Raw genomic sequence first — 25,386 nt, forward strand, 5'->3', positions numbered from 1 at the left:
GCGATGGCACACGACAAGCCCTGCTGCGCCCCCGGACGCGAGCCGGTGGCCGGGGCGCTCGGTGGTCCCGTCGATGTCCCGTCCGGCGCCGCGCCGGCACGCGGCGGCGAACGGCTGCTGCCGCTGCCCGGCGGGGTGTTCCTGATGGGCACCGAGGACGAGGCGGGCTACCCGGCGGACGGGGAGGGGCCGGTCCGGGAGGTCCGGGTGAGGCCGTTCCGTATCGCCGCGACGACCGTCACCAACGAGCGGTTCGCCGAGTTCGTGGACGCGACCGGCCATGTGACCGAGTCCGAACTCTTCGGCTTCTCCTTCGTCTTCGAGGGCTTCCTGCCCGCCGACGTGCGTGCCGTCTCCCCGCGCGTCCCCGGCACCCCGTGGTGGCGCGGTGTCCGGGACGCCACCTGGCGGCGGCCGGCCGGGCCCGGTTCCTCCGTGGACGCGCTCCTCGACCACCCGGTGGTGCACGTCTCCTGGAACGACGCGCAGGCCTACTGCGCCTGGTCCGGCACCCGGCTGCCCACCGAGGCCGAGTGGGAGTACGCGGCCCGCGGTGGCCTGGCCGGGAAGCGCTACCCATGGGGCGACGAACTCGCCCCCGGTGGCCGGCACCTCTGCAACATCTGGCGCGGCACGTTCCCGACCGACAACACCGCCGCCGACGGCCACCGTTCGACGGCCCCGGCCGACGCCTTCGAGCCCAACGGCTTCGGCCTGTACAACACCGTCGGCAATGTGTGGGAGTGGTGCGCCGACCGGTTCAGCCCGGATTTCCATGTCACCGGCCCGCGTACAAATCCGACGGGCCCGCCCGACGGCCCGGCCCGGGTCATGCGCGGCGGCTCCCACCTGTGCCACGCCTCCTACTGCAACCGCTACCGGGTGGCCGCGCGCTCCTCCAACACACCGGACAGCGCCGCCGGGAACATCGGGTTCCGGGTGGTGGCAGGGGGCTGACACCGCCTGCTCATGACACCGGCCTTCGACTCGGGCGGGACCGTCCCGGCGTCAGCGGCGGCGGAAACGGTCTTCGGCCCGGCCGATCAGAGCCCGAGTCCCTGCACCATCTCGTCGACCACGACCCGGCACCGGGGCAGCGGACGACGGCCCCCTCGTGCGGGTGCGGGTGCGGGTGCGGGCGCGGACAGGTCGTCGGCGCGGCCCGCTCCGGGCGTCGGCGAGGCCACCGGGATCTCCCGCAGCCACCGCTGGACGACCCGTACCGGAAGGGCATGGCGGCGGGCGGCGTCCCGTGCCGTGAGGGTGCCGGAGAGGATGTCCGCGAGGATGCGGATCCGCTCGGTCGGGGAGATCTCCCAGGTTTCCGAGGTTTCCGAGGAGGCCTTCAAGAGTGGGTCCTTTCCATGGACGTTCACCTGTGTGGGGGTCGAACCGTCGGTACTCGGTACTCGGTGCTGGGATTCGGAACGTGCCGCTCGGTACCCGGCAGCTTCGGCCCGGACGGGGGAGCGGCCCTTGCCGTGGCATGGCCCGCGACCGTCCGGAAGATGAAGAGCCTGGCTCGCGCGTTCCAGGAGCACCGGTCACGCGGTCACTCTCCCGGCCGAGTACCGGGCCGGCCCCGGTGCAGTCCTCCCGCCCGCAGGGAACTCGAACGCCCCACCCCACATGCCGGGAACCCGGAACCCCCCGACACTGACCCCATGCCAGGACCCGCCCCCGACCCCCGCATCGACCCCCGCGCCAAACCCGGCCGCATCGAGGACTACGCCCTCATCGGCGACCTCCTGACCGCCGCCCTCGTAGGCAAGGACGGCAGCATCGACTGGCTCTGCCTCCCCCGCTTCGACTCGCCCGCCTGCTTCGCCGCCCTGCTCGGCGACGAGGACAACGGCCGCTGGCGCATCGCCCCGGCGGAGGAGCACGGTCCGTACTCCCGCCGCCGCTACCGGGACGACACGGCGATCCTGGAGACGGAGTGGGAGACGACCCGCGGCCAGGTCCTGGTCACCGACTTCATGCCGTGCCGGAAGACCGGCGCCCCCAGCCTCGTCCGTATCGTCGAGGGCATCTCCGGCACCGTCGACATGCGCATGGACCTGCGGCTCCGCTTCGACTACGGCCGGGTCCTGCCCTGGATGCGGCGGCGCGGCGGCGCGCTCACGGGCACCGCGGGGCCGGAGTCGGTGTGGCTGCGCACCCCCGTGCGGCCGGTCGCCCACGGCACGGCCCACACCGCCGTCTTCCCGGTCACCGCGGGCGAACGCGTCCCCTTCGTGCTGACCTGGCACCCCTCCCATCTGTCCGCGCCGCGCCAGGTGGACGCCTTCGAGGCGCTGCGCAGCACCGAGGCGTACTGGCGCCGCTGGCTGCGCAGACTGACGTACGACGGGCCGTACCGGGACGCCGTCGCACGCTCCCTGATCACGCTGAAGGCGCTGACGTACCAGCCGACCGGCGGCATCGTCGCCGCGCCGACCACGTCCCTGCCGGAGGAGATCGGCGGCGTACGGAACTGGGACTACCGGTTCTGCTGGCTGCGGGACGCCGGTATGACACTGGAGGCGTTGCTGCGCAGCGGCTTCAAGGCGGAGGCGGACGCCTGGCGGGGCTGGCTGGAGCGGGCCGTGGCGGGGCGGCCCGAGGACGTGCAGATCATGTACGGCATCGCGGGGGAGCGGCGGCTCACCGAGTGGGAGGCCGACTGGCTGCCCGGGTACGAGGGGTCGCGGCCGGTGCGGATCGGCAACGCGGCGGCGGCGCAGCGGCAGCTGGACGTGCCCGGTGAGGTGATGGACGCCGTTCATCTGGCCATCGGCTGCGGACTGCGGCCCCGCAAGCATCTGGCCTCGCTGCAGACGGTGTTCCTGGAGCATCTGGAACAGGTCTGGGTCGAGCCCGACCAGGGGCTGTGGGAGATGCGCGGCGCCCCCCGCCACTACACGCACTCCAAGGTGATGTGCTGGGTGGCCTTCGACCGGGCGGTCAAGCTGGCCGAGTCGCACGCCCGCCCCGGCCCGGCGGAGAGATGGCGGGAGGTCCGCGACCGGATCCACCGCGACATCTGCGAGAAGGCCTACGACCCGGAGCGGAACACCTTCACCCAGTCGTACGGCTCCCGCGAACTGGACGCGGCGCTGCTGCAGATCCCGCAGACCGGGTTCCTGCCGCCGGACGACCCGCGCGTCATCGGCACCGTCGAGGCCGTGCAGCGCGAACTCCTCCACGACGGGCTGGTGGCCCGCTACTCGGTGGGTACCGCCGACTCGCCCGACGGCCTGACCGGCGGTGAGGGTGCCTTCCTCGCCTGCTCCTTCTGGCTGGCGGACGCCCTGCGGCTGATCGGCCGCGAGGACGAGGCCCGTGAGCTGTACGAACGGCTCCTGGAGCTGCGCAACGACGTGGGCCTGCTCTCCGAGGAGTACGACCCCCGCGCCGGACGCCAACTGGGCAACTTCCCGCAGGCGTTCACCCACGTCCCGCTGATCCGGGTCGCCTACGAACTCGACCGGCACGCCCTGCACGCCCGCCGTGAGGACCCCAAGGCGCCGCCCGGCGGACCCTCCGGCGCGAAGGAGGGGTGAGCCGTGCTTCCCGGATTCTTCACCAGGGCCGTCGAACTGCTGCTCGGCCGGGACGGCCGGGGCCGCCCCCTCCACTTCCAGGCGGCGGGCGGCGCCACCCTGCTGCTCGTCGTGGTGATGCTGCTCGGCTCCTGGGCCGTGATCGTCGCCGAGCACGGCGCGCCGCGCGCCAATCTGACCTCGTACCCGAAGGCCCTGTGGTGGTCCATCGAGACGGCCACGACCGTCGGGTACGGCGACTTCTTCCCGGTGACGCTCTGGGGCCGGGTGGTCGGCGCGGTCGTCATGGTCGTCGGCATCACCACCTACGGCATGGTCACCGCCGCCATCGCCACCTGGTTCGTGGGCCGGGAGCAGAAGCGCCACGAACTCACGCACAGGGCGCATGAGTTGTGCGACGAGACCGCGCACGCCCTGCATGAGCGGTTCGACCGGCTGGAGCGGATGCTCGGAGCGAAGGGCAAGGGCGACTGACCGGCGGGTGTCCACACCTCGGACGATGTTCCCATTTCCTGGACAGCCTCTTGACGCGGGGCGGGGTCGGATCGACACTCCAGGTGGGGTATTTCCTAGTGAACAGGTAGGGAATGATGGGGCGCCTGGAGCCGGTCGTCACTCATGTGCCGCGCGCACGCCGGCGGTCCCTTCTGCTGACCTCCCGCCGTCACATCGATCTGCTGCGCGTCTGCAGCGCGAGAAGCCCCCTGAGCTGAGCCGCCGGCGGGGCGCTCCATCGGGCCCGAGCCCGCGCCCGAGCCCGCGCCGTTCCGTGTACTCGCGTCACCACGCGACCGCGCACCAGAATCCCGGGGAGACACATGTCCGCCATGCCCGTCCACGCCCTGAACGCCGTTCCGTCGCCGCGGCCCCTGCCCTCCTTCCGGGGCAGGATCGGCTGCGACGCGCGCAGCGGCCACTACGCCGTGCCGCGCCGCTACCGGCTCCATCTGTCGCTGTCCTGTCCGGGTGCCCTGCGCATCGCCATCGTGCACAGCCTCCTCGGGCTGGCCGACGCCTGTCCCGTGACCCTCCTGCCCGCCGTGCCCGACGGCCCGGACGGCGAGCACTCCGCGCTGCGCCCGCTGTACGAGGCGAGTGCCCACCGCTACCCCGGAGCGGCCGTGGCGCCCGTCCTCAGCGACGACTGGTCCGGACGCATCGTCAGCACCCACGCCCCCGACATCATGCGCGACCTCGCCCGGCGCTTCGGCGGCGGCCGGCCGGAGATGTACCCGAAGGGCGCGGAGGCCGAGATCGAGGGGGTCGCCCGCCTCTGCGAACAGGGCATGGACGGGGCCGCCCAGCGCGCCGGACGTGTCGGCGCCGACGACCTGGAACGCGGCGACGCGCTGCGCTCCCTGCTGCGCACCCTGCGCTCCCTGGACGCCCGGCTCGCCGGGCAGACGTATGTCCTCGGCGACCAACTCACCGCCGCCGACGTCGAGTTGTGGGTCGCTCTGGTACGGCTCGACACCGTGCACCGCTGGCACCTTGACGCCTCCGCCGTGCACCGGATCGCCGACCACCCCCACCTGTGGGCGTACGCCCGGCGACTGGCCGCCCACCCCGCCTTCGGCCCGCACCTCGACCTCGACGGCATCGCCCGCCGTCACCACGCCCACTGCCAGGGCCTGGAGGCGGCCGGTGCGGCCGTACAGATCCTGGACTGGGCCTCGCACGTCCCGGACCAGGGCGTATCGACAGACGGACGAGCGTCCCATGTGCTGGACTGACGTTGACAGCGGCCCGCCGGGCCTGAGTTACTTACGGCCACCCGAAGAGCGCGAGGCCCCACCGGGCCGGAAGACCGCCGGAAGACCGCCGGAAGAACGATGGTGACGGACATGTACGCATCCCCGAGGCCCGCCGCATGGCGCCGCCAGGGCTGCGTGCCGCTCTGCGCCGACCGCGCCGTCGATCTGCTCCGGGTCAACAGCGCACTGTGTAGCGCACGTTAGCGCGCCGTCCGGGCCCGACCCGGCGCCGCGCTCCCGTCGAGGCTGACGGTTCCCCGAACCTCCGAGACACCGCACCGGCGGTCGTCTCTCTCCGCCAGCCCCGGTGCCGTGCGCATCCCGTGACTCCCTTCCGTGCCTCCGTACGGCGAGCGGCGCCCCGTCGCCCGCCGTACCCCGTCACGGCCGAAGTCGCCCGCGTCGCCTGGGGTTTCGACACTCCTCCGGAGCCCTTGATGAGTGAACCCCCAGGCGCCGCCGTGTCCTTGACCGAGGCACCGCCGCCCGCCGACACCCCGTCGAAGCAGCTCGCCGCCCAGCGCGTACTGCCACTGCGCCGCCCCGGCCGCTGGATCGCCACCGCCCTCGTCCTGGTCCTCGCGGCCCAGTTCGTCCACGGACTGATCTCCAACCCGTTCTACCAGTGGGACCGCTTCGCCTACTGGTTCCTGCGGCCGACCATCCTCGACGGACTGCTCATCACCCTCGAAGTCACCGCCTACAGCGCGGTGCTGGGCCTCCTCGGCGGCATCCTTCTCGCCCTGGCCCGGCTCTCCGACAGCCCGGTCCTGCGCTCGGTCAGCTGGGTCTACATCTGGGCCCTGCGCTCGATCCCGCTGATCGTCGTCCTGCTGTTCCTCTACAACTTCAGCGCCCTCTACCAGACGCTCAGCCTGGGCGTGCCCTTCGGCCCGGCGTTCTTCACCTTCGACGAGTCACGGCTCGCCACCGACATGGCCGTCGCCGTCATCGGCCTCTCCCTCAACGAGGCCGCCTACGCCGCCGAGGTCGTCCGCGGCGGCATCCTCTCCGTCGACCAGGGCCAGCACGAGGCGGCCTCCGCCCTCGGCCTGCCGAAGGGCTACCAGTTCCGCAGGATCGTCTTCCCGCAGGCCCTGCGCTCGATCACCCCGAACTACGTCAACCAGCTGATCGGCCTGATCAAGAGCACCTCCCTGGTCTTCTACGTCTCGCTGCTCGACCTCTTCGGCACGGCCCAGGCCATGGGCTCCACCTACCCCGGCGACATCGTGCCGCTGCTGATGGTCTCCACCGTCTGGTACCTGATCCTCACCAGCGTCGTCTCCGTCATCCAGTTCTACGTCGAGCGGTACTACGCCCGGGGCGCCACCCGCACCCTCCCGCCGACACCGCTGCAGAGACTGCGGACCGGGGTCACCGACCTCCGCGCCCGCGTCCGCGAGGAGGCCGCCGTATGACCGCCACGACGCGCGAGAGCGCCAAGGCGCTCGACCAGCCGGCCGCCACGGTCGAGGTGCACGACGTGCACAAGTGGTACGGCGCCCACCGGGTCCTCAACGGCGTCGACCTGACCGTCCGCCCCGGCGAGGTCACCGTGATCCTCGGCCCGTCCGGCTCCGGCAAGTCCACGCTGCTCAGGGTCATCAACCACCTGGAGAAGCCCGAGATCGGCCATGTCAGCGTCAACGGCGAGCTGATCGGCGTACGGCGTCACGGCGACCGGCTGAAGGAGCTGAGCGAACGGGCGATCCTCACCCAGCGCTCCCGGATCGGCTTCGTCTTCCAGAACTTCAACCTCTTCCCGCACCTGACCGTGCTGGAGAACGTGGCCGCCGCCCCGGTGGCGACCGGCAAGCTCGGCCGCGCCCGGGCCGACGACCTCGCCCATGAACTCCTGGACCGGGTGGGCCTCGCCGACAAGGCCGCCGCCTACCCACGGCAGCTGTCGGGCGGACAGCAGCAGCGTGTGGCCATCGCCCGCGCCCTCGCCCTGCGGCCCGGCGTCATCCTCTTCGACGAGCCGACCTCCGCCCTCGACCCCGAACTCGTCGGTGAAGTCCTCGCCGTCATCAAGGACCTGGCGCGCGGCGGCACCACGCTGGTGATCGTCACCCATGAGATCGGCTTCGCCCGGGAGATCGCCGACCGGGTCGTCTTCATCGACGACGGCCGCATCGTCGAACAGGGCCCGCCCGCCGAGGTCCTGGACAGGCCGCGCCACGAGCGCACGAAGGACTTCCTCAGCAAGGTCCTCTGACCGCGCCCGCCCCCTTGGGACTTCCCCCACGGCCCCCCACACGCACGCACATCACCGTCCACACCCTCTCGACACGACAAGGACAGCCATGCCCACGCACACCCGGTTCTCCCGGCGCAGCCTGCTGCGCGGCATCACCGCGGCGACCGCCGCCGCCACCCTCGCCACCGGGCTCGCCGCCTGCGGGGGCGACACCGAGGCCGCCACCACGACCGGATCGGCCTCCGCCGGCACGGTCACCGTGGGGCAGCTGTCCAACGGCGCCGCCAAGGAGACCAGGATCAAGGTCTCCGAGGTGAAGTCCATCAGCGCCAAGCTGCCCGCCGCGATCAAGAAGAGCGGCAAGCTGGTGATCGGATCCGGCACACTGCCGTCAGGCAGCCCGCCGCTCGGCTTCATCGGGAGTGACCAGAAGACCGTCACCGGCTCCGAGCCGGACCTCGCCAGACTCGTGGCGGCGGTGCTCGGCCTCGAACCCGAGGTGCGCCAGTCGACCTGGGAGAACCTGTTCATCGGGATCGACAGCGGCAAGGTCGACGTCGGCTTCTCCAACATCACCGACACCGAGGAACGCAAGCAGAAGTACGAGTTCGCCTCCTACCGCAAGGACGACCTGGCCTTCGAGACGAAGAAGGACAACGCCTGGAAGTTCGACGGGGACTACGAGAACCTCGCCGGGAAAACGGTCTCCGTCGGCAACGGCACCAACCAGGAGAAGATCCTCCTGGAGTGGAAGGCCAAGCTGGCGAAGGAGGGCAGGAAGCCTCTCACCGTCAAGTACTTCCAGGAGACCAACAGCCTCTATCTGGCGCTGAGCAGCGGCAAGATCGACGCCTACTTCGGGCCCAGCCCCAACCTCGCGTACCACGCGGCCAAGACCGCCGGTACGCCCCAGGCGACCCGGATCGCGGGGCAGTTCTCCGGCGCCGGTGAGTCCCTCCAGGGCCTGATCGCCGCGACCGCGAAGAAGGACAGCGGCCTCGCCGAACCGCTCGCCGAGGCGATCAACCATCTGATCGACAACGGCCAGTACGCCGAGTGGCTGAAGGCCTGGAACCTCTCCAACGAGTCCGTGGAGAAGTCCGAGGTCAACCCGCCGGGCCTGCCGCTCACCAACTCCTGACCAACCGTCACCCCAACCGCACGGCACACCCGTTGAACACTCCGCCGAAGAGGGAGAGGACTCCGTCCCCGTGGCCCATCCGACCGAACCGCACGGGGGCGGAGCCCCGCTCGCACCGGACACCTCGGTTCTCGACAACGCCGTATGGACCTCCCTCGACGGCCCGCACGCCCGCTTCGCCGAACGGTTCGGCAGGGCCGCCCGCTACCGGACCGACGTCTACGCCTTCGCCGCCCTCGCCGACCCGGCGGACCCGGCCGCCTGGGCCGACCTGCGCACGCTCGTCGGCCCGGGAGCCGTCGTCCGGGTCAAGCCGGTCGACCGGGTCCCCGACGGCTGGGAGGTACTGGGCGGTGGACAGGGTGTCCAACTCGTGGACGCAGGTCTCCGGGCCGAGCCCGCCCCCGAAGCGGTGCCGCTCGGTCCGGACGACGTCCCCGAGATCCTGGACCTCGTCGCCCGTACCGAACCGGGCCCCTTTCTGAAGCACACCGTCGAACTGGGCACCTATCTCGGCATCCGGGACAGGGGGCGGCTCGTCGCCATGGCGGGGGAACGCGTCCATCCGCCCGGCTGGACCGAGATCAGCGCGGTCTGCACCGACCCGGAGTACCGCGGCCGGGGCCTCGCCACCCGCCTGGTCCGCGCGGTCGCCGCGGGCATCCGCGCACGCGGCGAGACCCCCTTCCTGCACGCCGCCGCCGACAACGTCCCCGCGATCCGGCTCTACGAGTCCCTCGGCTTCACCCCGCGCCGCCGTTCCACGATCCTGGCGGTCCGCAGTCCGGGAACACCCGGTGGGGGCGCGATGTTGTGACGCACGACGAGATCCGCGAGGCGCCGTCGCGCGCCCGGACGAGGGAGGTGCCGGCCGTGCCCCGTGTGCCGCGCGCCGTCCGCCTCCACTCCCGGCCCCATATCGATCTCCTGCGCGTGGCCGGCGCGCTCTGTCGCTCCTGACCCTGATCCCAGCCGCCGTGCCCCGTGCCGTCCCCGGGGCCGGTGACGGCCGTCGTACGCACCTCCAGGAAGGCGCCCACCCGTGTCCCCCTCCGCCGCTTCGCCCGCGCCCGCATCCCCGACTCCCGCATCCCAGACTTCCGCCTCCTCCATTCCCGCCTCCCCGACTCCTCCTCCCGCCGCCCTGCACCTCGCCGTCGCGCTGGACGGCACCGGCTGGCATCCCGCCTCCTGGCGCGAGCCGGTCGCCCGGCCCCGCGAGGTGTTCACCGCCGGATACTGGGCCGACCTCGTCGGCGAGGCCGAGCACGGACTCCTCGACCTCGTGACGATCGAGGACGGCCTCGGCCCGCAGTCCGCGCACTTCCTGGACCCGGACGAGCGCACCGACCAGCTCCGCGGCCGGCTGGACGCCGTCCTCGTCGCGGCCCGGATCGCCCCTCTCACCCGGCACATAGGCATCGTGCCGACCACCGTGGCCACCCACACCGAGCCGTTCCACATCTCCAAGGCGATCGCCACCCTCGACCACGTCAGCTCCGGCCGGGCCGGCCTCCGTGTGCAGATCACCGCCCGGCCGAACGAGGCCGCCCACTTCGGCCGCCGTACGGTCCCGCGCATCGAGGCCTACGACAGCCCGGACGCCCAGGAGCTGGTGGCCGATCTGTTCGACGAGGCCGCCGACTACGTCGAGGTGGTGCGCCGCCTCTGGGACAGCTGGGAGGACGACGCCGAGATCCGGGACGTGGCCACCGGACGGTTCGTCGACCGGGACAAGCTGCACTACATCGACTTCCAGGGTCGCCGGTTCAGTGTCAAGGGCCCCTCCATCACCCCCCGTCCGCCGCAGGGCCAGCCCCTCGTGGCCGCCCTCGCGCACGCCACCGTCCCGTACCGGCTGGTGGCCCGCCAGGCGGACATCGGCTTCGTCACCCCGCACGACACCGACCAGGCGCGCGCGATCGTCGCCGAGATCCGCGCCGAGCAACGGGCCGCCGGGCGCGCCGACGAACCCCTGCACGTCTTCGGCGACCTGGTCGTCTTCCTCGACGACGACCCGGCCGAGGCGGCGGCCCGCCGGGAGCGTCTCGACGCGCTCGCGGGGGAGCCGTACACGAGCGACGCCCGGATCTTCACCGGCACACCCGCCCAACTCGCCGACCTGTTGCAGGAGTTGGCGACAGCCGGGCTGACCGGCTTCCGGCTGCGGCCCGCCGTGGCCGGCCACGACCTCCCGGCGATCACCCGGGGCCTGGTTCCCGAACTCCAGCGCCGCGACGCCTTCCGCCACGCCTACGAGGCCGACACCCTGCGCGGACTGCTGGGACTGGCCCGCCCCGCCAACCGCTACACCGCCGCCTGAGCGGGCGGGAGAGGACACCCCATGAGCAAGCCGCTGAAGCAGATCCACCTGGCCGCCCACTTCCCGGGCGTCAACAACACCACCGTCTGGAGCGACCCGAAGGCCGGCAGCCACATCGAGTTCAGCTCCTTCGCACACTTCGCGCGGACCGCCGAACGCGCCAAGTTCGACTTCCTGTTCCTCGCGGAAGGCCTGCGGCTGCGCGAACAGGGCGGCCGGATCTACGACTTGGACGTCGTGGGCCGCCCCGACACCTTCACCGTGCTGTCCGCGCTCGCCGCCGTCACCGACCACCTCGGCCTGACCGGCACCATCAACTCCACCTTCAACGAGCCCTACGAGGTGGCCCGCCAGTTCGCCAGCCTCGACCACCTCTCCGGCGGGCGCGCCGCGTGGAACGTCGTCACCTCCTGGGACGCCTTCACCGGCGAGAACTTCCGCCGGGGCGGCTTCCTGCCGCAGGAGGAGCGCTACTCCCGCGCGAAGGAGTTCCTGGCCACCGCGAACGAACTCTTCGACTCCTGGGACGGGGACGAGATCGTCGCCGACCGGGAGACGGGCGTCTTCCTGCGGGACGCCAAGGCCGGGGCCTTCGTGCACAGCGGGCAGCACTTCGACATCGAGGGCCGGTTCAACGTCCCGCGCTCACCCCAGGGCCGCCCGGTGATCTTCCAGGCCGGGGACTCCGACGAGGGCCGCGAGTTCGCCGCGTCGAGCGCCGACGCCATCTTCAGCCGGTACGCCGACCTGGATTCGGGCCGCGCCTTCTACGCCGACGTCAAGAACCGTCTCGCCCGCCACGGCCGCCGCCACGACCAGCTGCTCATCCTGCCCGCGGCGACCTTCGTGCTCGGCGACACCGACGCCGAGGCCGAGAAACTCGCCAAGGAGGTACGCCGCCTCCAGGTCAGCGGGGCCACCGCCCTCAAGCACCTGGAGTTCGTCTGGAACCGGGACCTGTCCTCCTACGACCCGGACGGCCCGCTCCCCGACGTCGACCCCGATGTCAGCGACACCCATATCTCCAAGGGCCGCGCCCAAGTCCGCATGTACCGCGACCCGCTCGCCACCGCCCGCGAATGGCGGGAGCGCGCCGAGGCCAACAACTGGTCCATCCGCGACCTCGTCATCAACACCGGCAACCGCCAGAACTTCATCGGCAGCCCGCAGACGGTCGCCCGCACGATCGACGAGTACGTCCAGTCCGACGCCGCCGACGGCTTCATCCTCGTCCCCCACATCACCCCCACCGGCCTCGACCCCTTCGCCGACAAGGTCGTCCCCCTCCTCCAGGAACGGGGCGTCTTCCGCACGGAGTACGAGGGCACGACCCTCCGCGACCACCTGGGGCTGGACGCGCTCACGTAGAGGGTGGGCGCGGCGGCTCCCGGCGGGGGCGGCAACCCGCCCCCGCCCAACCTCCGAACCGGGTACCTTCTGTTCAACAGAGCTGTACAGAAGCCGACATCAGAGGGGAGCCCCGTGTCCCCCGCCGCCGCTCCCCCCGTAGGAGCCCGCATCCGGCAGGCCCGCCTGGCGCGCGGCATGAGCCTGCGCGCCCTCGCCCGGGACGTCGGCGTCTCGGCGAGCCTGGTCTCCCAGATCGAGACGGGCAAGAGCCAGCCCTCGGTCAGCACGCTGTACGCGATCACCACGGCCCTGTCGATCTCGGTCGAGTCGCTCTTCGACAGCGAGACCGACGAGCCGAAGCGTGCGCCGGTCACCCCGCCCACCACCGTCCCCCACGCCCTCGCCACCATCGCCGCCGACCACGCCCGCCGGATCGGCCCCCTGGTCGGCGCCGGGGACCGCGAACGGCTGGAGCTGGACTCCGGGGTCGTATGGGAACGCCTCGGTCATGTTCCGGGCGCGGACGTCGACTTCCTGCTCGTCACCTACCGTCCCGGCGGCTCCTCCTCCGGCTCGGGCGGCCTCATGCGGCACACCGGCACCGAGTACGGCTGCCTCACCTCGGGCGAACTCGTCCTGACCCTCGGCTTCGAGGAGTTCACCCTGCGCCCCGGCGACGCGGTCTGCTTCGAGTCGGCGACCCCGCACCGCTACCGCAACGACGGCGACGAACCGGCCGTCGGTGTCTGGTTCGTGTTCAGTACCACTTGACACCCGGCCCGCGCGGTCGTTCACTCCGCAGTGATGGGGGTGGTCGCCGTGGCGATCCGCACATTCGGACCCAACGCCGTCGACTGGGAAGAGCGCGTCGATCTGGACCGGCTCCGCAAGGAGCGTCTGGCCCGCCTGCACACCGCACTGAACGGCTCCTCCCTCGGCGCCGTCCTCACCTTCGACTTCGCCAACATCCGCTATATGTCCGCCACCCATATCGGCACCTGGGCGATGGACAAGCTGATCCGCTTCGCCCTCCTCGTCCGCGGCGGTGAACCGGTCGTCTGGGACTTCGGCTCGGCCGCCCGCCACCACCAGCTGTACAACCCGTGGCTGGACCACGGGAACGGCAAGGAGGGCGGCCCGCCGAGCGGCGCCCGCGCCGGTATCTCCACCCTCCGGGGCGCCTTCCACCCGGACGCCGGGATCGCCGCCGACGTGGCCGCGAAGATCGCCGCCGAACTGCGCGAACACGGCCTGGCGGACGCGCCGTTGGGCGTCGACATCGTCGAGATGCCGATCCTGGCCGCGCTGCGCGCCGAGGGCATCGACGTCGTCGACGGCCAGCAGGTCTTCCTCGCCGCCCGCCGCACCAAGACCCGCGACGAGATCTCCCTGCTCACCCAGGCGTGCTCGATGGTCGACGCCGCGTACGAGGAGCTGTACGGCTTCCTGCGCGCCGGCGTACGCGAGAACGAGTGCGTGGGGCTCGTCAGCAAGGTCCTCTACGACCTGGGCAGCGAGTACGTCGAGGGCGTCAACGCCATCTCGGGGGAGCGCTGTTCACCCCACCCGCACGTCTACAGCGACCGACTGATCCGCCCCGGCGACCCCGCCTTCTTCGACATCCTGCACAGCCACCTCGGCTACCGCACCTGCTACTACCGCACCTTCGCCGTCGGCAGCGCCTCGACCGCCCAGCGCGACGCCTACGTCCGCTGCCGCGAGTACATGGACGCCGCCATCGCCCTGGTCCGCCCCGGCGCGACCACCGCCGACATCGTCGAAGTCTGGCCGCGCGCCCAGGAGTTCGGGTTCCCCGACGAGACGGCCGCCTTCGCGCTGCAGTACGGCCACGGCGTCGGCCTGTCGATCTGGGAGAAGCCGATCTTCAGCCGTCTCGTCTCCCTCGACCACCCCGAAGTCCTCGAAGAGGGCATGGTGTTCGCCCTGGAGACGTACTGGCCGGCCGCCGACGGCTGGTCCGCCGCCCGCATCGAGGAGGAGATCGTCGTCACCGCCGACGGCTGCGAGGTCATCACCAAGTTCCCCGCCGAGGAACTCCTCGTGGCCGGCCGCCGCTACTGGACGGTCGACGGCCCCCTGAACACCCGCCGCGAGGCCCAGTCCCACCTCAACACCCGCCCGAACGGGGGCACATGATGGCCGACGGCCTGGACGACCTGGCGGACCCACGGGCCACGAGGGGCACCGCCGACATCGACGACACCGTGGACGCGGACGAACTCCTCGCGCTCTACGAGCAGATGGCCCTGATCCGCCGCACCGAGAAGGCCGCCCACGACCTGTTCCTCTCCGGCCTCGTCAAGGGCACCACCCATCTCGCCGCCGGACACGAGGCCGTCGCCGTCGGCGCGAGCGCCGCCCTGCGCCCCGACGACTACGTCTTCGCCACCTACCGGGGCCACCACCACGCCCTCGCCCGGGGCGCGACCCCCGAGGAGTGCCTCGCCGAACTCATGAGCAGGGCAACGGGGTTGTGCCGGGGCAAGGGCGGCTCGATGCACCTCACGAAGGCCTCGGTCGGCATGCTCGGCTCGTACGCGATCGTCGGCGCCCATCTCCCCATGGCCGTGGGCGCCGCCTGGTCCGCCCGGCTGCGCGGCTCCGGGCAGATCGCGGTGGCCTTCTTCGGCGACGGCGCCACCAACATCGGTGCCTTCCACGAGGCGCTCAACCTGGCGGCCGTGTGGAAGCTGCCGGTGCTCTTCGTCTGCGAGAACAACCTGTACATGGAGTACACGCCCATCGCCGACGTCACCGCCGTGCCCCGGCCCGCCGCCGACCGCGCGCCCGCCTACGGCATCGACGGCGAGGTCGTCGACGGCAACGACGTGGTGCTGGTGCGCGACGCGGTGGCGCGCCTCGCGGACCGGGCCCGGGCGGGAGACGGGCCCGGTCTGCTGGAGGCGCGGACCTACCGGCACTACGGGCACAGCCGCGCCGACCCGGCCACCTACCGGCCTGCCGACGAGGTCGAGCACTGGCTGAAGCACGACCCGCTCGATCTGGCGCGGGCCCGGCTCGCCGCCCTCGGCGAGTCCACCCTCGACGCCGACGCCCGCGTGGAGCGGACCGTGAGCGAGGCCGTCGACGCGGCCAAGGGCGCGCCCGGCCCCGACCCCGCCGAGGCGCTGACCGACGTATGGGCCGACGGAGGTGCCGTATGGCGGACGTGATCACCTACCGCGAGGCGGTCGCCGAGGGCCTGGCCCGGGAGATGCGCCGCGACCCGACCGTGGTGTGCCTGGGCGAGGACATCGCCGAGGCCGGGGGAGTGTTCAAGACGACCGTCGGGCTGCTGAAGGAGTTCGGGCCGGAGCGGGTGTGGGACACGCCCATCTCCGAACAGGCCATCGTGGGCGCGGCGATGGGCGCCGCGATGACCGGGATCCGCCCGGTCGCCGAGATCATGTTCTCCGACTTCCTGGCCTGTTGCTGGGACTACCTCGCCAACGAGATACCGAAAGTACGCTATATGACGGGCGGTCAGGTCACCGTCCCGCTCGTCGTCCGCACCGCCAACGGCGGCGGCCTCGGCTTCGGCGCCCAGCACTCGCAGTCCACCGAGAACTGGGCGCTCACCGTCCCCGGCCTGAAGATCGCGGCACCCTCGACCCCGGCCGACGTCATCGGCATGATGGCCGCCGCCGTCCGCAGCGACGACCCGGTGGTCTTCTTCGAGCACAAGGCCCTCCTCGCCACCAAGGGCCCGCCCCCGCCACCGGACCACGTGGTCGAGCTGGGCCGCGCCCGCATCGTCCGCGAGGGCGGCGACATCACCCTCGTCGCGCTCGCAGCCATGGTCCCCGTCGCCCTCGAAGCCGCCCGGCGGCTGGCCGAGGAGGGCGTCGAGGCCGAGGTGATCGACCTGCGCGGACTGATCCCGCTGGACACGGCCACCGTGCTCGCCTCGCTCGCCCGGACCTCGCGGCTGGTGACCGTCGAGGAGAACCCGTACCAGGGCGGCTGGGGCGCGACCCTCGTCTCCGTCGTCGCCGACGAGGGCTTCGGCCTGCTGGACGCGCCGGTCCGGCGGGTGGCGGGGGAGTGCGTACCGCTGCCGTTCGCCGACACCCTGGAGGAACGGGTCGTGCCCACCGTCGGCCGGGTCATGAGGACGGTCCGCGACCTCGCCGCATACTGACTCCCCTGACTGATCGTCAGCTTTCATACGGACCCACCTCTGGGAGGAACGGCGATGACCAAACGGATGCTCCTGCGCTCGGGCCATGTCGTCACGATGGACCCGGTCATCGGCGACCTGCCCGAGGGCGACGTCCTCATCGAGGACGGCACGATCACGGCCGTCGCGCCCGCGATCGACGCGGACGTGGACGCCGAGGTGCTCGACATGACCGGCCGTATCGTCATCCCCGGCTTCGTCGACACCCACCGCCACACCTGGGAGGCGCCGATCCGCGGCTGCGCCCCCGACGCCACCCTCGACGACTACTTCGTCGACGTCCTCGACACCTTCGCGCCCGTCTACACCCCCGAGGACGTGTACGCGGGCAACCTCGCCGGCACCCTGGAGTGCCTCAACGCGGGCATCACCACCCTCGTCGACTGGTCGCACATCAACAACACGCCCGAGCACCCCGACGCCGCGATCCAGGCGCTGCGGGAGACCGGCATCCGCGCCCAGTACGCGTACGGCAGCGCCAACACCTCCCTCGCCGACTACTGGTTCGACAGCAAGATCGCGGTCCCCGGCGACGACGTACGCCGGATCCGTGCCGAGCACTTCACCTCCGACGACGGTCTGCTGACCATGGGGCTGGCCACCCGGGGCCCCGGCTTCTGCACGAACGACGTGGTCACCCAGGAGTGGGCCCTCGCCCGTGAACTGGGCATCCCGATCACCGTCCATGTCGCCATGGGCCGCCTCGCCGGACGCTTCGGCATGGTCAGACAGCTGCGCGATCTGGGACTGCTCGGCCCCGACACGACCTACGTCCACTGCTGTCACCTCAGTGAGGACGAGTGGCGCATGGTGGCCGACAGCGGCGGCACGGTGTCCATCGCCGCCCAGGTGGAGACCCAGATGGGCCACGGCTGGCCGCCCGTGATGCAGGCGATCGAGCACGGGCTGCGGCCGTCCCTGAGCATCGACGTCGTCACCACCGTCCCCGGCGACATGTTCACCCAGATCAGGGCCGCCTTCGGCGCGGAACGCGGCCGGGTCAACGCCGACTGCTGGCACGCCAACCTGCCCGTCCCGAACACCATGCTGACGGCCCGTCGGATGCTGGAGATCGCCACCGTCAACGGCGCCCATGTGGCCGGACTGGAGGACCGCACCGGCTCCCTCACCCCCGGCAAACGGGCGGACATCGTCGCCCTCGACGCCACCGCCCTCAACATGGCACCCGTGCACGACCCGGTGGCCGCCGTGACCCTCAGCGCCGACGTCTCCAACGTGGACACCGTCATCGTCGACGGCGTGGTCCACAAGCGCGACGGCCGGCTGCTCGCGGACACCGGCCGGGCCCGCCGCCTGGTCGAGGAGTCACGTGACCGCCTGCTCGCGGCCGTGGCGGCACGGAAGCCCGACGCATGACCCACCACGTGATACGCCGGGCCGCCGAGATCCCCCAACTGCCTTACGACAGCGGGGGGTTCCGGCGGCAGGCGCTCATCGGCGAGACGGACGGCGCCGTGCACACCGGCTTCGGCATCTGCGAACTGCGGCCCGACGGCACGGTCGGCGCCCACGTCCACTCCTACGAGGAGAGCTTCCACCTCCTCTCCGGCACGGCGGTCCTCGACACCCCCGAGGGCTCGTACCTCCTCGAAGAGGGCGACTACGGCCTCCTCCCGGCCGGCGTCCCGCACGCCTGGCGCGGCGCCGGGGACGCCGTCGCCCGCTGGGCCGACATGCTCGCCCCCGTGCCCCGCGCCCGCTACGGCCACGACACCCAGCCGGTGCCCGCGCTGCCGGAACGCGAGCCCGTCCGCATCGACGTACGGGACCCGCGCACCCGCTCCTTCGGGCACTTCGAGGCCGCGCAGATGGACCCCGGGAAGCAGTCGCAGGACCTCCTCGCCCTGTCGGCGAGCATGCGGACCGCGCTGCTCGTCTACAGCGGGATCACCGTGAAGATGATGGTGGACACCGACCTCGGGGCGGTCGCCTCGACCATGTTCATGGTCGGATACACCCCCGAAGGGGTCGCCGGCACCCACGACCACCCCTTCGAGGAGACGTATCTGATTCTCGAAGGGGTCGTCGACGCGACGTTCGACGGACGGAGTTACCGGCTCGGCGTGGGCGATGTCGCCTGGGCGGGCGCCGGTTGTGTGCACGGATTCGCCAACGCCGGTGACACACCGGTGCGTTGGCTGGAGACCCAGGCACCGCAGCCGCCGTCACGCCACTCGTACCGCTTCACCCGTGACTGGGAGTACCTGGATCGGATCCTCGGAGAGGGGGAGCGGCCATGAGCGGTGTGGTCGTCGTCGGCGGCACGTCCGGGATCGGCCGGGAGTTCGCCCGGCACCGCGCGGAACGCGGCGACGAGGTGATCCTCACCGGCCGGGACCCGGACCGTGCCGCCGCCGTCGCCAAGGAGGTCGGCGCGGCCCGCGGCCTCGCCCTCGACCTGTCCCGGCCGCACGGGATCGCCGGAGCCCTGACGGACGTCGGCCCCGTCGACCACCTGGTCCTCGCCGGTGTCTCCCGCGACCACAACCGGGTCGACGACTACGACATCGACGCCGCCCTCCACCTCGTCACCCTCAAACTCGTCGGCTACACCGAGGTCGTCCACGCCCTGCGGACCCGGCTGGACGACGACAGCGCCGTCGTCGTCTTCGGCGGCCAGGCCAAGGAACGCCCCTACCCCGGGGCGACCACCGTCGCCACCGTCAACGCGGGCGTCACCGGCCTGGTCCACACCCTCGCCACCGAACTCGCGCCCGTCCGCGTCAACGCCGTCCACCCGGGAGTCGTCGGCGACAGCCCCTTCTGGTCGGACAAACCCCTCGGCGCCCTGATCGACAGGACACCGACGGGCCGCCTCGCGACCATGGGGGACGTGGTCGACGCCGTGGACTTCCTCCTCCGCAACCGCTCGGTCAACGGGATCGGCCTGAACATCGACGGAGGCTGGCTCCTGCGCTGACCCCGAGCGGCCCCCGCACCGTCAGGTGTCCTCACGCGGCCAGTTCTCGGCCTCGAACATCCAGTGCTGCTTCTCCAGTTCGTAGGTGACCGAGATCAGCAGATCCTGGGTGACCTTGTCGGCCTCCTCCGTGGCGTCGATCCGCCCACGCAGCCGCCCGATCGCCGTCTCCAGCGCCTCGACCAGCAGCCGTACGACCTCGGTGTCCCGCAGCCGGCCCTCCTTCGGGCCCTGCAGCGCGCACCGCGCCGCCACGGTCTCCGGCCGTCCGTCGGGGGTGACCCCGAGCGCCGCCGCGCGTTCGGCGACCTGGTCGGCGTACGACCGTGCCGTGGACACCACCTCGTCGAGCTGGAGATGGATCGAACGGAACCTCGGTCCCACGATGTTCCAGTGGGCCTGCTTCCCGATCAGCGAGAGTCCCAGCAGATCCACCAGGCTCTCCTGCAGCGCGTCGCCCGCGATCCGGCGGGCGGGCTCGGGAAGGGTGCTCCTCACTGTCGTCATCAGGCGTAACTCCTCACAGCCGTAGTCTCCTGTCGCTCCGTACGGGCGCGCGCCGCGTGCCGGGCGGCGTCGGCGCTCCCGGCCCTCCGGAGCAGGTCGGTGCGCTCCTCCTCGCCCATGCCGCCCCACACGCCGGCCGTCTGCCCGCTGTCGAGCGCCCAGTCGAGGCACTCGCGGCGCACCGGGCAGCGGGCGCAGACGCGTTTGGCGGCGGCGACGTCGTCGAGCGCCGGTCCCGTGGTGCCCACGGGGAAGAACAGTTCGGGGTCCTCTCCCACGCAGGCCGCTTTCAGCAACCACTCCATGCGGGGCCGGGTGCCCAGGACGCATGGGGCAAAACGCGGCGTCCGGGCCGGGCGGTCCCGGTACGGCGGGTGAGCTCAGCGAGCCAGTACGCCGTCCACGAACTCCTTGACGTCCGCGAGCACTTCGCCCTTGTTCGTCTCGTTGAACACCTCGTGCCGAGCGCCCGCGTAGATCCGCTCGGTCCACTCGGCGCCCCGGAACTCCTCGATCCCCGTACGGCTGCCGGGCAGCGGCACGATCCGGTCGTCGTCGCCGTGCAGCCACAGCAGCGGGAGCGGACCGACCGACCCGCTCTTGGAGATCGTCTCCAGGGAGTGGTCGATGGCCTCCAGCGTCGGCCGCTTGAACGGGCCGTGCCACACCAGCGGATCGTTCGCGTACGTGGCGCCGACCGCCATGTCCCGCGAGAGCAGCTTCGGATCGAGCGGCACCTCGGGCACCTCCGGCGACGCGAGCAGGACCCGCAACGGCGCCCAGATCCCGATCAGCGGCCCGGACAGCACCACCGCGGCGAGCCCGGCGCCGTACCGCTGGGCGTAGCGCGCCCCGATCAGACCGCCCATCGAGTGGCCGATCAGCACCACAGGCAGCCCCGGATACGCGGCCCGCGCCAGCACCTCCACGGCGTGCACGTCGGTGACCACGGCCTCGAAGTCCTCGATCAGCACCCGCTCGCCCGCCGACCTGCCGTGCCCCATGTGATCGGGGCCGAACACCGCCGCGCCGTGCCGCACCAGGGCATCGGCCACATGCTCGTACCGGCCGATGTGCTCCCCGTAGCCGTGCACCAGGAGCACCACGTACCGCGCCCCCTCGCACGGCCATTCCCGTGCGGTGACACCGCCCCGCGTACCGGCGAAGCTGTGCTCGCGCGAGTCGGCCATGACTCCTCCAACCACGTCGGGGAAGGTACCCGGGGGATCTTGCCAGCCCGTCGGACGATGGTCCATGGGCCGTCCCGGGCGAAAGCCCGAACCTGTGAGCGAGAGATCGACCCTCCGGGTGGCGCCCGCACCTGGCGGCGTCAGGGGCGCCGACGAGGGCATGGGTGGGGGGCCGTGGCAGGGTCAACTGGCGAGACGGTCCTGTCGCGCGCCGATAGGTGCGCCTAGCATCGGTCTCCGCATGAACACGATGACTCTCTGGCAGCTGTCCACCGCCGAGTTCGCGGCCCTCGCCTTCGCCGCCCTGCTCGTCGGCTTCTCCAAGACCGCCGTGAGCGGTGCCAACACGGTCAGCCTCGCGATCTTCGCGGCCGTCCTGCCGGCCCGCGCCTCGACGGGCGTCCTCCTGCCGATCCTCATCGTCGGGGACGTCCTCGCCGTCCTCACCTACCGCCGCCACGCCCACTGGCCCACCCTGTGGAAGCTCTTCCCGGCGGTCGGCGCCGGCGTCGTCCTCGGCACGCTCTTCCTTGTCTGGGCCGACGACCAGATCGTCCGCACGTCGATCGGCGCGATCCTGCTGCTGATGACGGCCGTCACGCTCTGGCGCCGGCGCACGGTCGACAAGGACGACGAACCCGACGCGATCACCACCCGCGCCGGCCGCGCCAAGGCCCGTTCGTACGGCGTCCTCGGCGGCTTCACCACCATGGTCGCCAACGCGGGCGGCCCCGTGATGTCCATGTATCTGCTCTCGGCGGGCTTCCGGAAGCTCGGCTTCCTGGGCACCTCGGCGTTCTTCTTCCTCATCGTCAACGTCTCCAAGGTCCCCTTCAGCGTGGGCCTCGGCCTGATCGACAGACACTCCCTGCTGCTGGACGCCGCACTGGCCCTGTTCGTCGTACCGGGCGCCGTCCTCGGCAAGTGGGCGGTGAACCGCATCAACCAGAAGGTGTTCGAGCAGCTCGTGATCGCGGCGACGATCATCGGCGGCCTGCAGCTGCTGCTCCGCTGAACCCGGGAACGCCCACGCCCCCGGGGGCTACCGCTCCGCCGTAGCCCCCGCTACGGACGGCGCCGACTCCGGGTCCCGCGTGGGCAGTCCATGGGACAGGTCCTCCCGCAGCAGCCGCTTGGCGATGGTGTCGACCGCGGCCCGCAGATCCGCGTCGGCGGGCCGGCCGTAGTCCTTCTCCAGCCGCTGCCGCAGCCAGTCGCCCCACGCCGCGCTGATCACCCGCGCCTCACGGGCCCCGGCCTCGGTGTGGGTGAAGAGGGTGTCGGACCGGGTGAGATAGCCCTCCTCGACCATGCGCTGGAACACGGGCACGAGAACCTCGGCCGGCACATGCCGACGGGCCGCGATCAGCGTCAGACTGGCGTGCCCGACCATCCGGGTGAACAACTCCACCTGCATCACCGCCCAGGCGCCTGCGATGTCCAGCCGGGTGTCGGAGTCGAGGACGATCCGGCGGGCGGTCTCCAGCTCCGTACCGCCGATGATCTTTCCGACGGCCGACTCCAGGAGCCGCCGCGAGTCTCCGGCCGGCGGCCTCGCGAACCCCTCGCCCATGTCCGACGAACCCGCCCGCGCGCTGTCCCGCAACCGCACCTGTTTGAGGAAGAGCCCCACCACGAACCCGACGGCCGCGACCGGCACGGTCCACAGGAACACGGTGTGCAGGGTGTCCGAGTACGCCCGCACGATCGGCTCGGCGGCCCGCGCGGGCAACTCGTGCAGTCCCTCGGGGCTCTGTGCCGCCCGCGCGATCACCGCCGGATCCGCCGCGCCCGTCCGCGCCGCCTCCTCGACGGCGGCGGACAGCTTCGGGGCGAGCGTGTTGGCGTAGATCGTGCCGAACACGGCCGTGCCGAACGAACTGCCCAGCGTACGGAAGAAGGTGACGCCCGAGGTCGCCGTGCCCAGGTCGGCGTAGTCGACGGTGTTCTGCACGGCGATCGTCAGTACCTGCATGCACAGCCCGATGCCGGTGCCGAGCACGAACATGTACAGCGACTCCAGCCAGCTGTTCGTGCCCGGCTCCATGAGCGACAGCAGGAACAGCCCGACCCCCATGACGAACGAGCCGACGATCGGGAAGGTCCGGTAGTGCCCGGTCTTGCTGACCACGTTGCCGCTGGCCACGGACGCGATGAGCAGCCCGATGACCATGGGCAGCGTACGGACGCCGGACACGGTGGCCGAGTCGCCGTCCACGTACTGGAGATACGTCGGCAGATACGTCATCGCGCCGAGCATCGCGAAGCCCACGACGAAGCTGAGGATCGAGCAGACCGTGAAGACCGGGTTACGGAACAGCCGCATCGGCAGCATCGGTTCGGCCGCGCGCGTCTCCGCCCAGCAGAACAGCCCGAGCGCGACCGCGCCGCCCGCGAACAAGCCGATGATGACACCCGAGCCCCACGCGTACTCGTTGCCGCCCCAGCTCGTCGCCAGGATCAGCGCGCTCGCGCCGGCCGCGACGAAGCCGATGCCCAGGTAGTCGATGACGGGACGGGACGCCGACTTCACCACCGGGATCGTGCGGGCGGCGGCCACGACCACGAGGATCGCGATCGGCACGTTCACATAGAAGCACCAGCGCCAGGTCAGATGGTCGGTGAACAGCCCGCCGAGCAACGGCCCGATCACCGTCGCCACCCCGAACACCGCGCCGATCGCGCCCTGGTACTTCCCGCGCTCCCGCAGCGGGATCACATCCGCGATCAGCGCCATCGCCGTCACCATGAGCCCGCCCGCGCCGACGCCCTGCAGACCCCGCCACACGATCAGCAGCGTCATGTTCGAGGCCAGGCCGCACAGGAACGAGCCCGTGATGAACACGACCGCCGACACCTGGAAGACGACCTTCCGGCCGAACAGGTCGCCGAACTTGCCCACCAGCGCCGTGGACACCGTCTCCGCCAGCAGATACGCCGTCACGACCCACGACATGTGCTCCGCACCGCCGAGGTCCGACACGATCGTCGGCAGCGCCGTCCCCACGATCGTCTGGTCGAGGGCCGCGAGCAGCATCCCCAGCATGATCGTCACGAACACGACGTTCCGCTGCCGCTTGCCCAGCACGGGCGCCTGCGCGGCGGGCGTGGCGGGTGTGGCGGCGTCTTGGGTGGTCGTCACAGGGTCACGATCACACCTGCGTTCCGAGCCTGCACGCGGAGTGGTGCTGGGGGGTGCGTCGGGGTGCCTTCGGGGTGGGGTGTCCGGGGTGCGCCGGCGGGTGCGGGTGCGTGGGGCTTCTCGCGCAGTTCCCCGCGCCCCTATATCGGGCGGGGGAAAAGCACGGGGCGCAGCCCCTGCTTTTCAGGGGCGCGGGGAACTGCGCGACCAGCCCCCACCCACCCGCACTCGACAACGCACCCCAGACACCCCTCCGCCTAGTCGCCCCGCAACCGCGGCGCCCACACCCCCGCGTCGACCGCCCGCCCCTCCCCCTCCACGACATCGGCGAGCCCCCGGGCCCACACACCGACCCCCACCAGATCGATGCCGTACGGGCGCAGCCGCCCGCTGTCCGCCCCCCATTCCCCCACCGCACCCGCCCCGCGCCGCAGCAACAGCGCCCCGCCCTTCACATTCCCGCGTGCCGAGTGCGTGAGACCCACCGCGAGCTGGGCGAGGCCCCGCCACAGCGCGCGCTCCTCGTCCGGTCCGGACTTCCACGCGTCCTCGAAGACCTCGTGCGCGTGGAACGGCTTCCCCGCGTCCAGCAGCGCCTGCGCCTCCACGACCGTGGCCTCGGGTGCCCGCACCACCCCCTCGGGCTGCCGCTCGACCCCCGACGCCCCGTACGGCAGCGGGCGCCCGAGCCCGTCCCGGGGCCGCGCGCTCCGCGCCCGCCCCTCCTCGTCCCGGTCCCGTCCCCGCGCCGTCCCGTCCTCCGCTGTACCGCTCATCCCTCGATTCTCCCCCGCCCTCACCGGCTGCGGGGCAGTGGCAGACGTACGGTAAAGTGCTCACTGCGCGATCACGCGGTTTCACCGCGGACAGCGCACCGGGACGTGGCGCAGCTTGGTAGCGCACTTGACTGGGGGTCAAGGGGTCGCAGGTTCAAATCCTGTCGTCCCGACTCGTGAGAGTCGTAGGTCAGGGCTGGTTTCAGAAGCATTCGAAACCAGCCCTCGATCATTTTCTGGGGACCCGTGGGGGACCCAGGACCGCGGCCGGGGCGCCCGGGCGGAAGCCCCAGTTGAACATGGGAACGCCGGG

At 71.7% G+C, this 25,386-nt stretch carries 25 protein-coding genes and 1 tRNA gene; 20 read left to right on the forward strand and 6 right to left on the reverse strand.

Features of this window, described 5'->3' with window-relative positions; translation table 11 throughout:
* The first annotated feature begins 3 nt into the window (after positions 1–3).
* Complete coding sequence (locus J8M51_RS26945) at positions 4–957, forward strand: formylglycine-generating enzyme family protein (RefSeq protein WP_267299534.1); 954 nt, start codon at positions 4–6, stop codon at positions 955–957.
* A gap of 86 nt (positions 958–1,043) precedes the next feature.
* Here J8M51_RS26945 and J8M51_RS26950 read toward each other — a convergent pair whose 3' ends face one another.
* Positions 1,044–1,349 (reverse strand): hypothetical protein, encoded by a 306-nt coding sequence (locus J8M51_RS26950; protein WP_267299535.1) that lies wholly within the window; start codon positions 1,347–1,349, stop codon positions 1,044–1,046.
* 315 nt (positions 1,350–1,664) lie between these two features.
* Here J8M51_RS26950 and J8M51_RS26955 point away from each other — a divergent pair, with 315 nt between their 5' ends.
* From J8M51_RS26955 to J8M51_RS27030, 17 genes are all read left to right on the forward strand, one after another.
* Entirely contained in the window at positions 1,665–3,545 is a 1,881-nt protein-coding gene (locus tag J8M51_RS26955; RefSeq protein WP_267299536.1) for a glycoside hydrolase family 15 protein, read from the forward strand.
* A gap of 3 nt (positions 3,546–3,548) precedes the next feature.
* A complete protein-coding gene (locus J8M51_RS26960) occupies positions 3,549–4,019 on the forward strand; it encodes a potassium channel family protein (RefSeq protein WP_086758432.1) in 471 nt (156 codons plus the stop codon).
* 344 nt (positions 4,020–4,363) lie between these two features.
* A complete protein-coding gene (locus J8M51_RS26965; RefSeq protein ID WP_086758430.1) occupies positions 4,364–5,278 on the forward strand; it encodes a glutathione S-transferase C-terminal domain-containing protein in 915 nt (304 codons plus the stop codon).
* A 458-nt stretch (positions 5,279–5,736) separates the two neighbouring features.
* Positions 5,737–6,720 carry an amino acid ABC transporter permease gene (locus J8M51_RS26970; RefSeq protein ID WP_086758429.1) on the forward strand — a complete coding sequence of 328 codons (984 nt, stop codon included), beginning with the start codon at positions 5,737–5,739 and terminating at the stop codon, positions 6,718–6,720.
* Positions 6,717–7,520, forward strand: a complete 804-nt coding sequence (locus J8M51_RS26975; RefSeq protein WP_267299537.1) for an amino acid ABC transporter ATP-binding protein — start codon at positions 6,717–6,719, stop codon at positions 7,518–7,520. The genes J8M51_RS26970 and J8M51_RS26975 overlap by 4 nt, the downstream gene beginning before the upstream one ends.
* 88 nt (positions 7,521–7,608) lie before the next feature.
* Positions 7,609–8,643, forward strand: coding sequence for an ABC transporter substrate-binding protein (locus J8M51_RS26980; protein ID WP_086751997.1), 1,035 nt, complete (start codon positions 7,609–7,611; stop codon positions 8,641–8,643).
* A gap of 70 nt (positions 8,644–8,713) precedes the next feature.
* Positions 8,714–9,460 (forward strand): GNAT family N-acetyltransferase, encoded by a 747-nt coding sequence (locus J8M51_RS26985; RefSeq protein WP_086751999.1) that lies wholly within the window; start codon positions 8,714–8,716, stop codon positions 9,458–9,460.
* 65 nt (positions 9,461–9,525) lie between these two features.
* Positions 9,526–9,603, forward strand: a complete 78-nt coding sequence (locus J8M51_RS46150; protein ID WP_317852991.1) for a putative leader peptide — start codon at positions 9,526–9,528, stop codon at positions 9,601–9,603.
* Between the two features lie 151 nt (positions 9,604–9,754).
* Positions 9,755–10,966 carry an LLM class flavin-dependent oxidoreductase gene (locus tag J8M51_RS26990; protein ID WP_398857414.1) on the forward strand — a complete coding sequence of 404 codons (1,212 nt, stop codon included), beginning with the start codon at positions 9,755–9,757 and terminating at the stop codon, positions 10,964–10,966.
* 21 nt (positions 10,967–10,987) lie between these two features.
* On the forward strand, positions 10,988–12,334 hold the full coding sequence (locus tag J8M51_RS26995; protein WP_086752003.1) for an NtaA/DmoA family FMN-dependent monooxygenase: 1,347 nt from the start codon (positions 10,988–10,990) through the stop codon (positions 12,332–12,334).
* A 114-nt stretch (positions 12,335–12,448) separates the two neighbouring features.
* Entirely contained in the window at positions 12,449–13,087 is a 639-nt protein-coding gene (locus J8M51_RS27000; protein WP_086752005.1) for a helix-turn-helix domain-containing protein, read from the forward strand.
* Positions 13,088–13,120: 33 nt separating this feature from the next.
* On the forward strand, positions 13,121–14,473 hold the full coding sequence (locus J8M51_RS27005) for a M24 family metallopeptidase (protein WP_086752007.1): 1,353 nt from the start codon (positions 13,121–13,123) through the stop codon (positions 14,471–14,473).
* A 68-nt stretch (positions 14,474–14,541) separates the two neighbouring features.
* Positions 14,542–15,510, forward strand: a complete 969-nt coding sequence (locus J8M51_RS27010) for a thiamine pyrophosphate-dependent dehydrogenase E1 component subunit alpha (protein WP_086752028.1) — start codon at positions 14,542–14,544, stop codon at positions 15,508–15,510.
* Positions 15,498–16,478 carry an alpha-ketoacid dehydrogenase subunit beta gene (locus J8M51_RS27015; RefSeq protein ID WP_086752009.1) on the forward strand — a complete coding sequence of 327 codons (981 nt, stop codon included), beginning with the start codon at positions 15,498–15,500 and terminating at the stop codon, positions 16,476–16,478. The genes J8M51_RS27010 and J8M51_RS27015 overlap by 13 nt, the downstream gene beginning before the upstream one ends.
* Positions 16,479–16,532: 54 nt before the next feature.
* Positions 16,533–17,894, forward strand: coding sequence for an amidohydrolase family protein (locus tag J8M51_RS27020; RefSeq protein WP_086752011.1), 1,362 nt, complete (start codon positions 16,533–16,535; stop codon positions 17,892–17,894).
* Positions 17,891–18,778, forward strand: a complete 888-nt coding sequence (locus tag J8M51_RS27025; RefSeq protein WP_086752014.1) for a cupin domain-containing protein — start codon at positions 17,891–17,893, stop codon at positions 18,776–18,778. The genes J8M51_RS27020 and J8M51_RS27025 overlap by 4 nt, the downstream gene beginning before the upstream one ends.
* Entirely contained in the window at positions 18,775–19,458 is a 684-nt protein-coding gene (locus J8M51_RS27030) for an SDR family NAD(P)-dependent oxidoreductase (protein WP_086752016.1), read from the forward strand. Before J8M51_RS27025 ends, J8M51_RS27030 begins: the two co-directional genes overlap by 4 nt.
* 21 nt (positions 19,459–19,479) lie before the next feature.
* On the opposite strand, the gene J8M51_RS27035 is transcribed toward J8M51_RS27030, so the two are convergent.
* The 3 genes from J8M51_RS27035 to J8M51_RS27045 form a co-directional block, all read right to left on the reverse strand.
* Positions 19,480–19,965 (reverse strand): Dps family protein, encoded by a 486-nt coding sequence (locus J8M51_RS27035; RefSeq protein ID WP_086752018.1) that lies wholly within the window; start codon positions 19,963–19,965, stop codon positions 19,480–19,482.
* Positions 19,965–20,270 carry a WhiB family transcriptional regulator gene (locus J8M51_RS27040; RefSeq protein ID WP_086752020.1) on the reverse strand — a complete coding sequence of 102 codons (306 nt, stop codon included), beginning with the start codon at positions 20,268–20,270 and terminating at the stop codon, positions 19,965–19,967. Before J8M51_RS27040 ends, J8M51_RS27035 begins: the two co-directional genes overlap by 1 nt.
* Positions 20,271–20,345: 75 nt before the next feature.
* Positions 20,346–21,155 (reverse strand): alpha/beta hydrolase, encoded by an 810-nt coding sequence (locus J8M51_RS27045; RefSeq protein ID WP_086752022.1) that lies wholly within the window; start codon positions 21,153–21,155, stop codon positions 20,346–20,348.
* A 241-nt stretch (positions 21,156–21,396) separates the two neighbouring features.
* Between J8M51_RS27045 and J8M51_RS27050 the strand changes: the two genes are divergently transcribed.
* On the forward strand, positions 21,397–22,170 hold the full coding sequence (locus J8M51_RS27050; RefSeq protein WP_086752024.1) for a sulfite exporter TauE/SafE family protein: 774 nt from the start codon (positions 21,397–21,399) through the stop codon (positions 22,168–22,170).
* Between the two features lie 27 nt (positions 22,171–22,197).
* On the opposite strand, the gene J8M51_RS27055 is transcribed toward J8M51_RS27050, so the two are convergent.
* Together J8M51_RS27055 and J8M51_RS27060 are read right to left on the reverse strand one after the other, a co-directional pair.
* Positions 22,198–24,297: an MDR family MFS transporter gene (locus J8M51_RS27055; RefSeq protein ID WP_086752026.1), complete on the reverse strand. Its 2,100-nt coding sequence runs from the start codon at positions 24,295–24,297 to the stop codon at positions 22,198–22,200.
* Positions 24,298–24,554: 257 nt separating this feature from the next.
* Entirely contained in the window at positions 24,555–25,073 is a 519-nt protein-coding gene (locus J8M51_RS27060) for a DUF309 domain-containing protein (RefSeq protein ID WP_267299538.1), read from the reverse strand.
* 99 nt (positions 25,074–25,172) lie between these two features.
* On the opposite strand from J8M51_RS27060, the gene J8M51_RS27065 reads away from it, so the two are divergent.
* A tRNA-Pro gene (locus tag J8M51_RS27065) sits at positions 25,173–25,246 on the forward strand.
* The last annotated feature ends 140 nt before the right edge of the window (positions 25,247–25,386 follow it).

The organism is Streptomyces griseiscabiei (genome assembly GCF_020010925.1).
Classification (GTDB): domain Bacteria; phylum Actinomycetota; class Actinomycetes; order Streptomycetales; family Streptomycetaceae; genus Streptomyces; species Streptomyces griseiscabiei.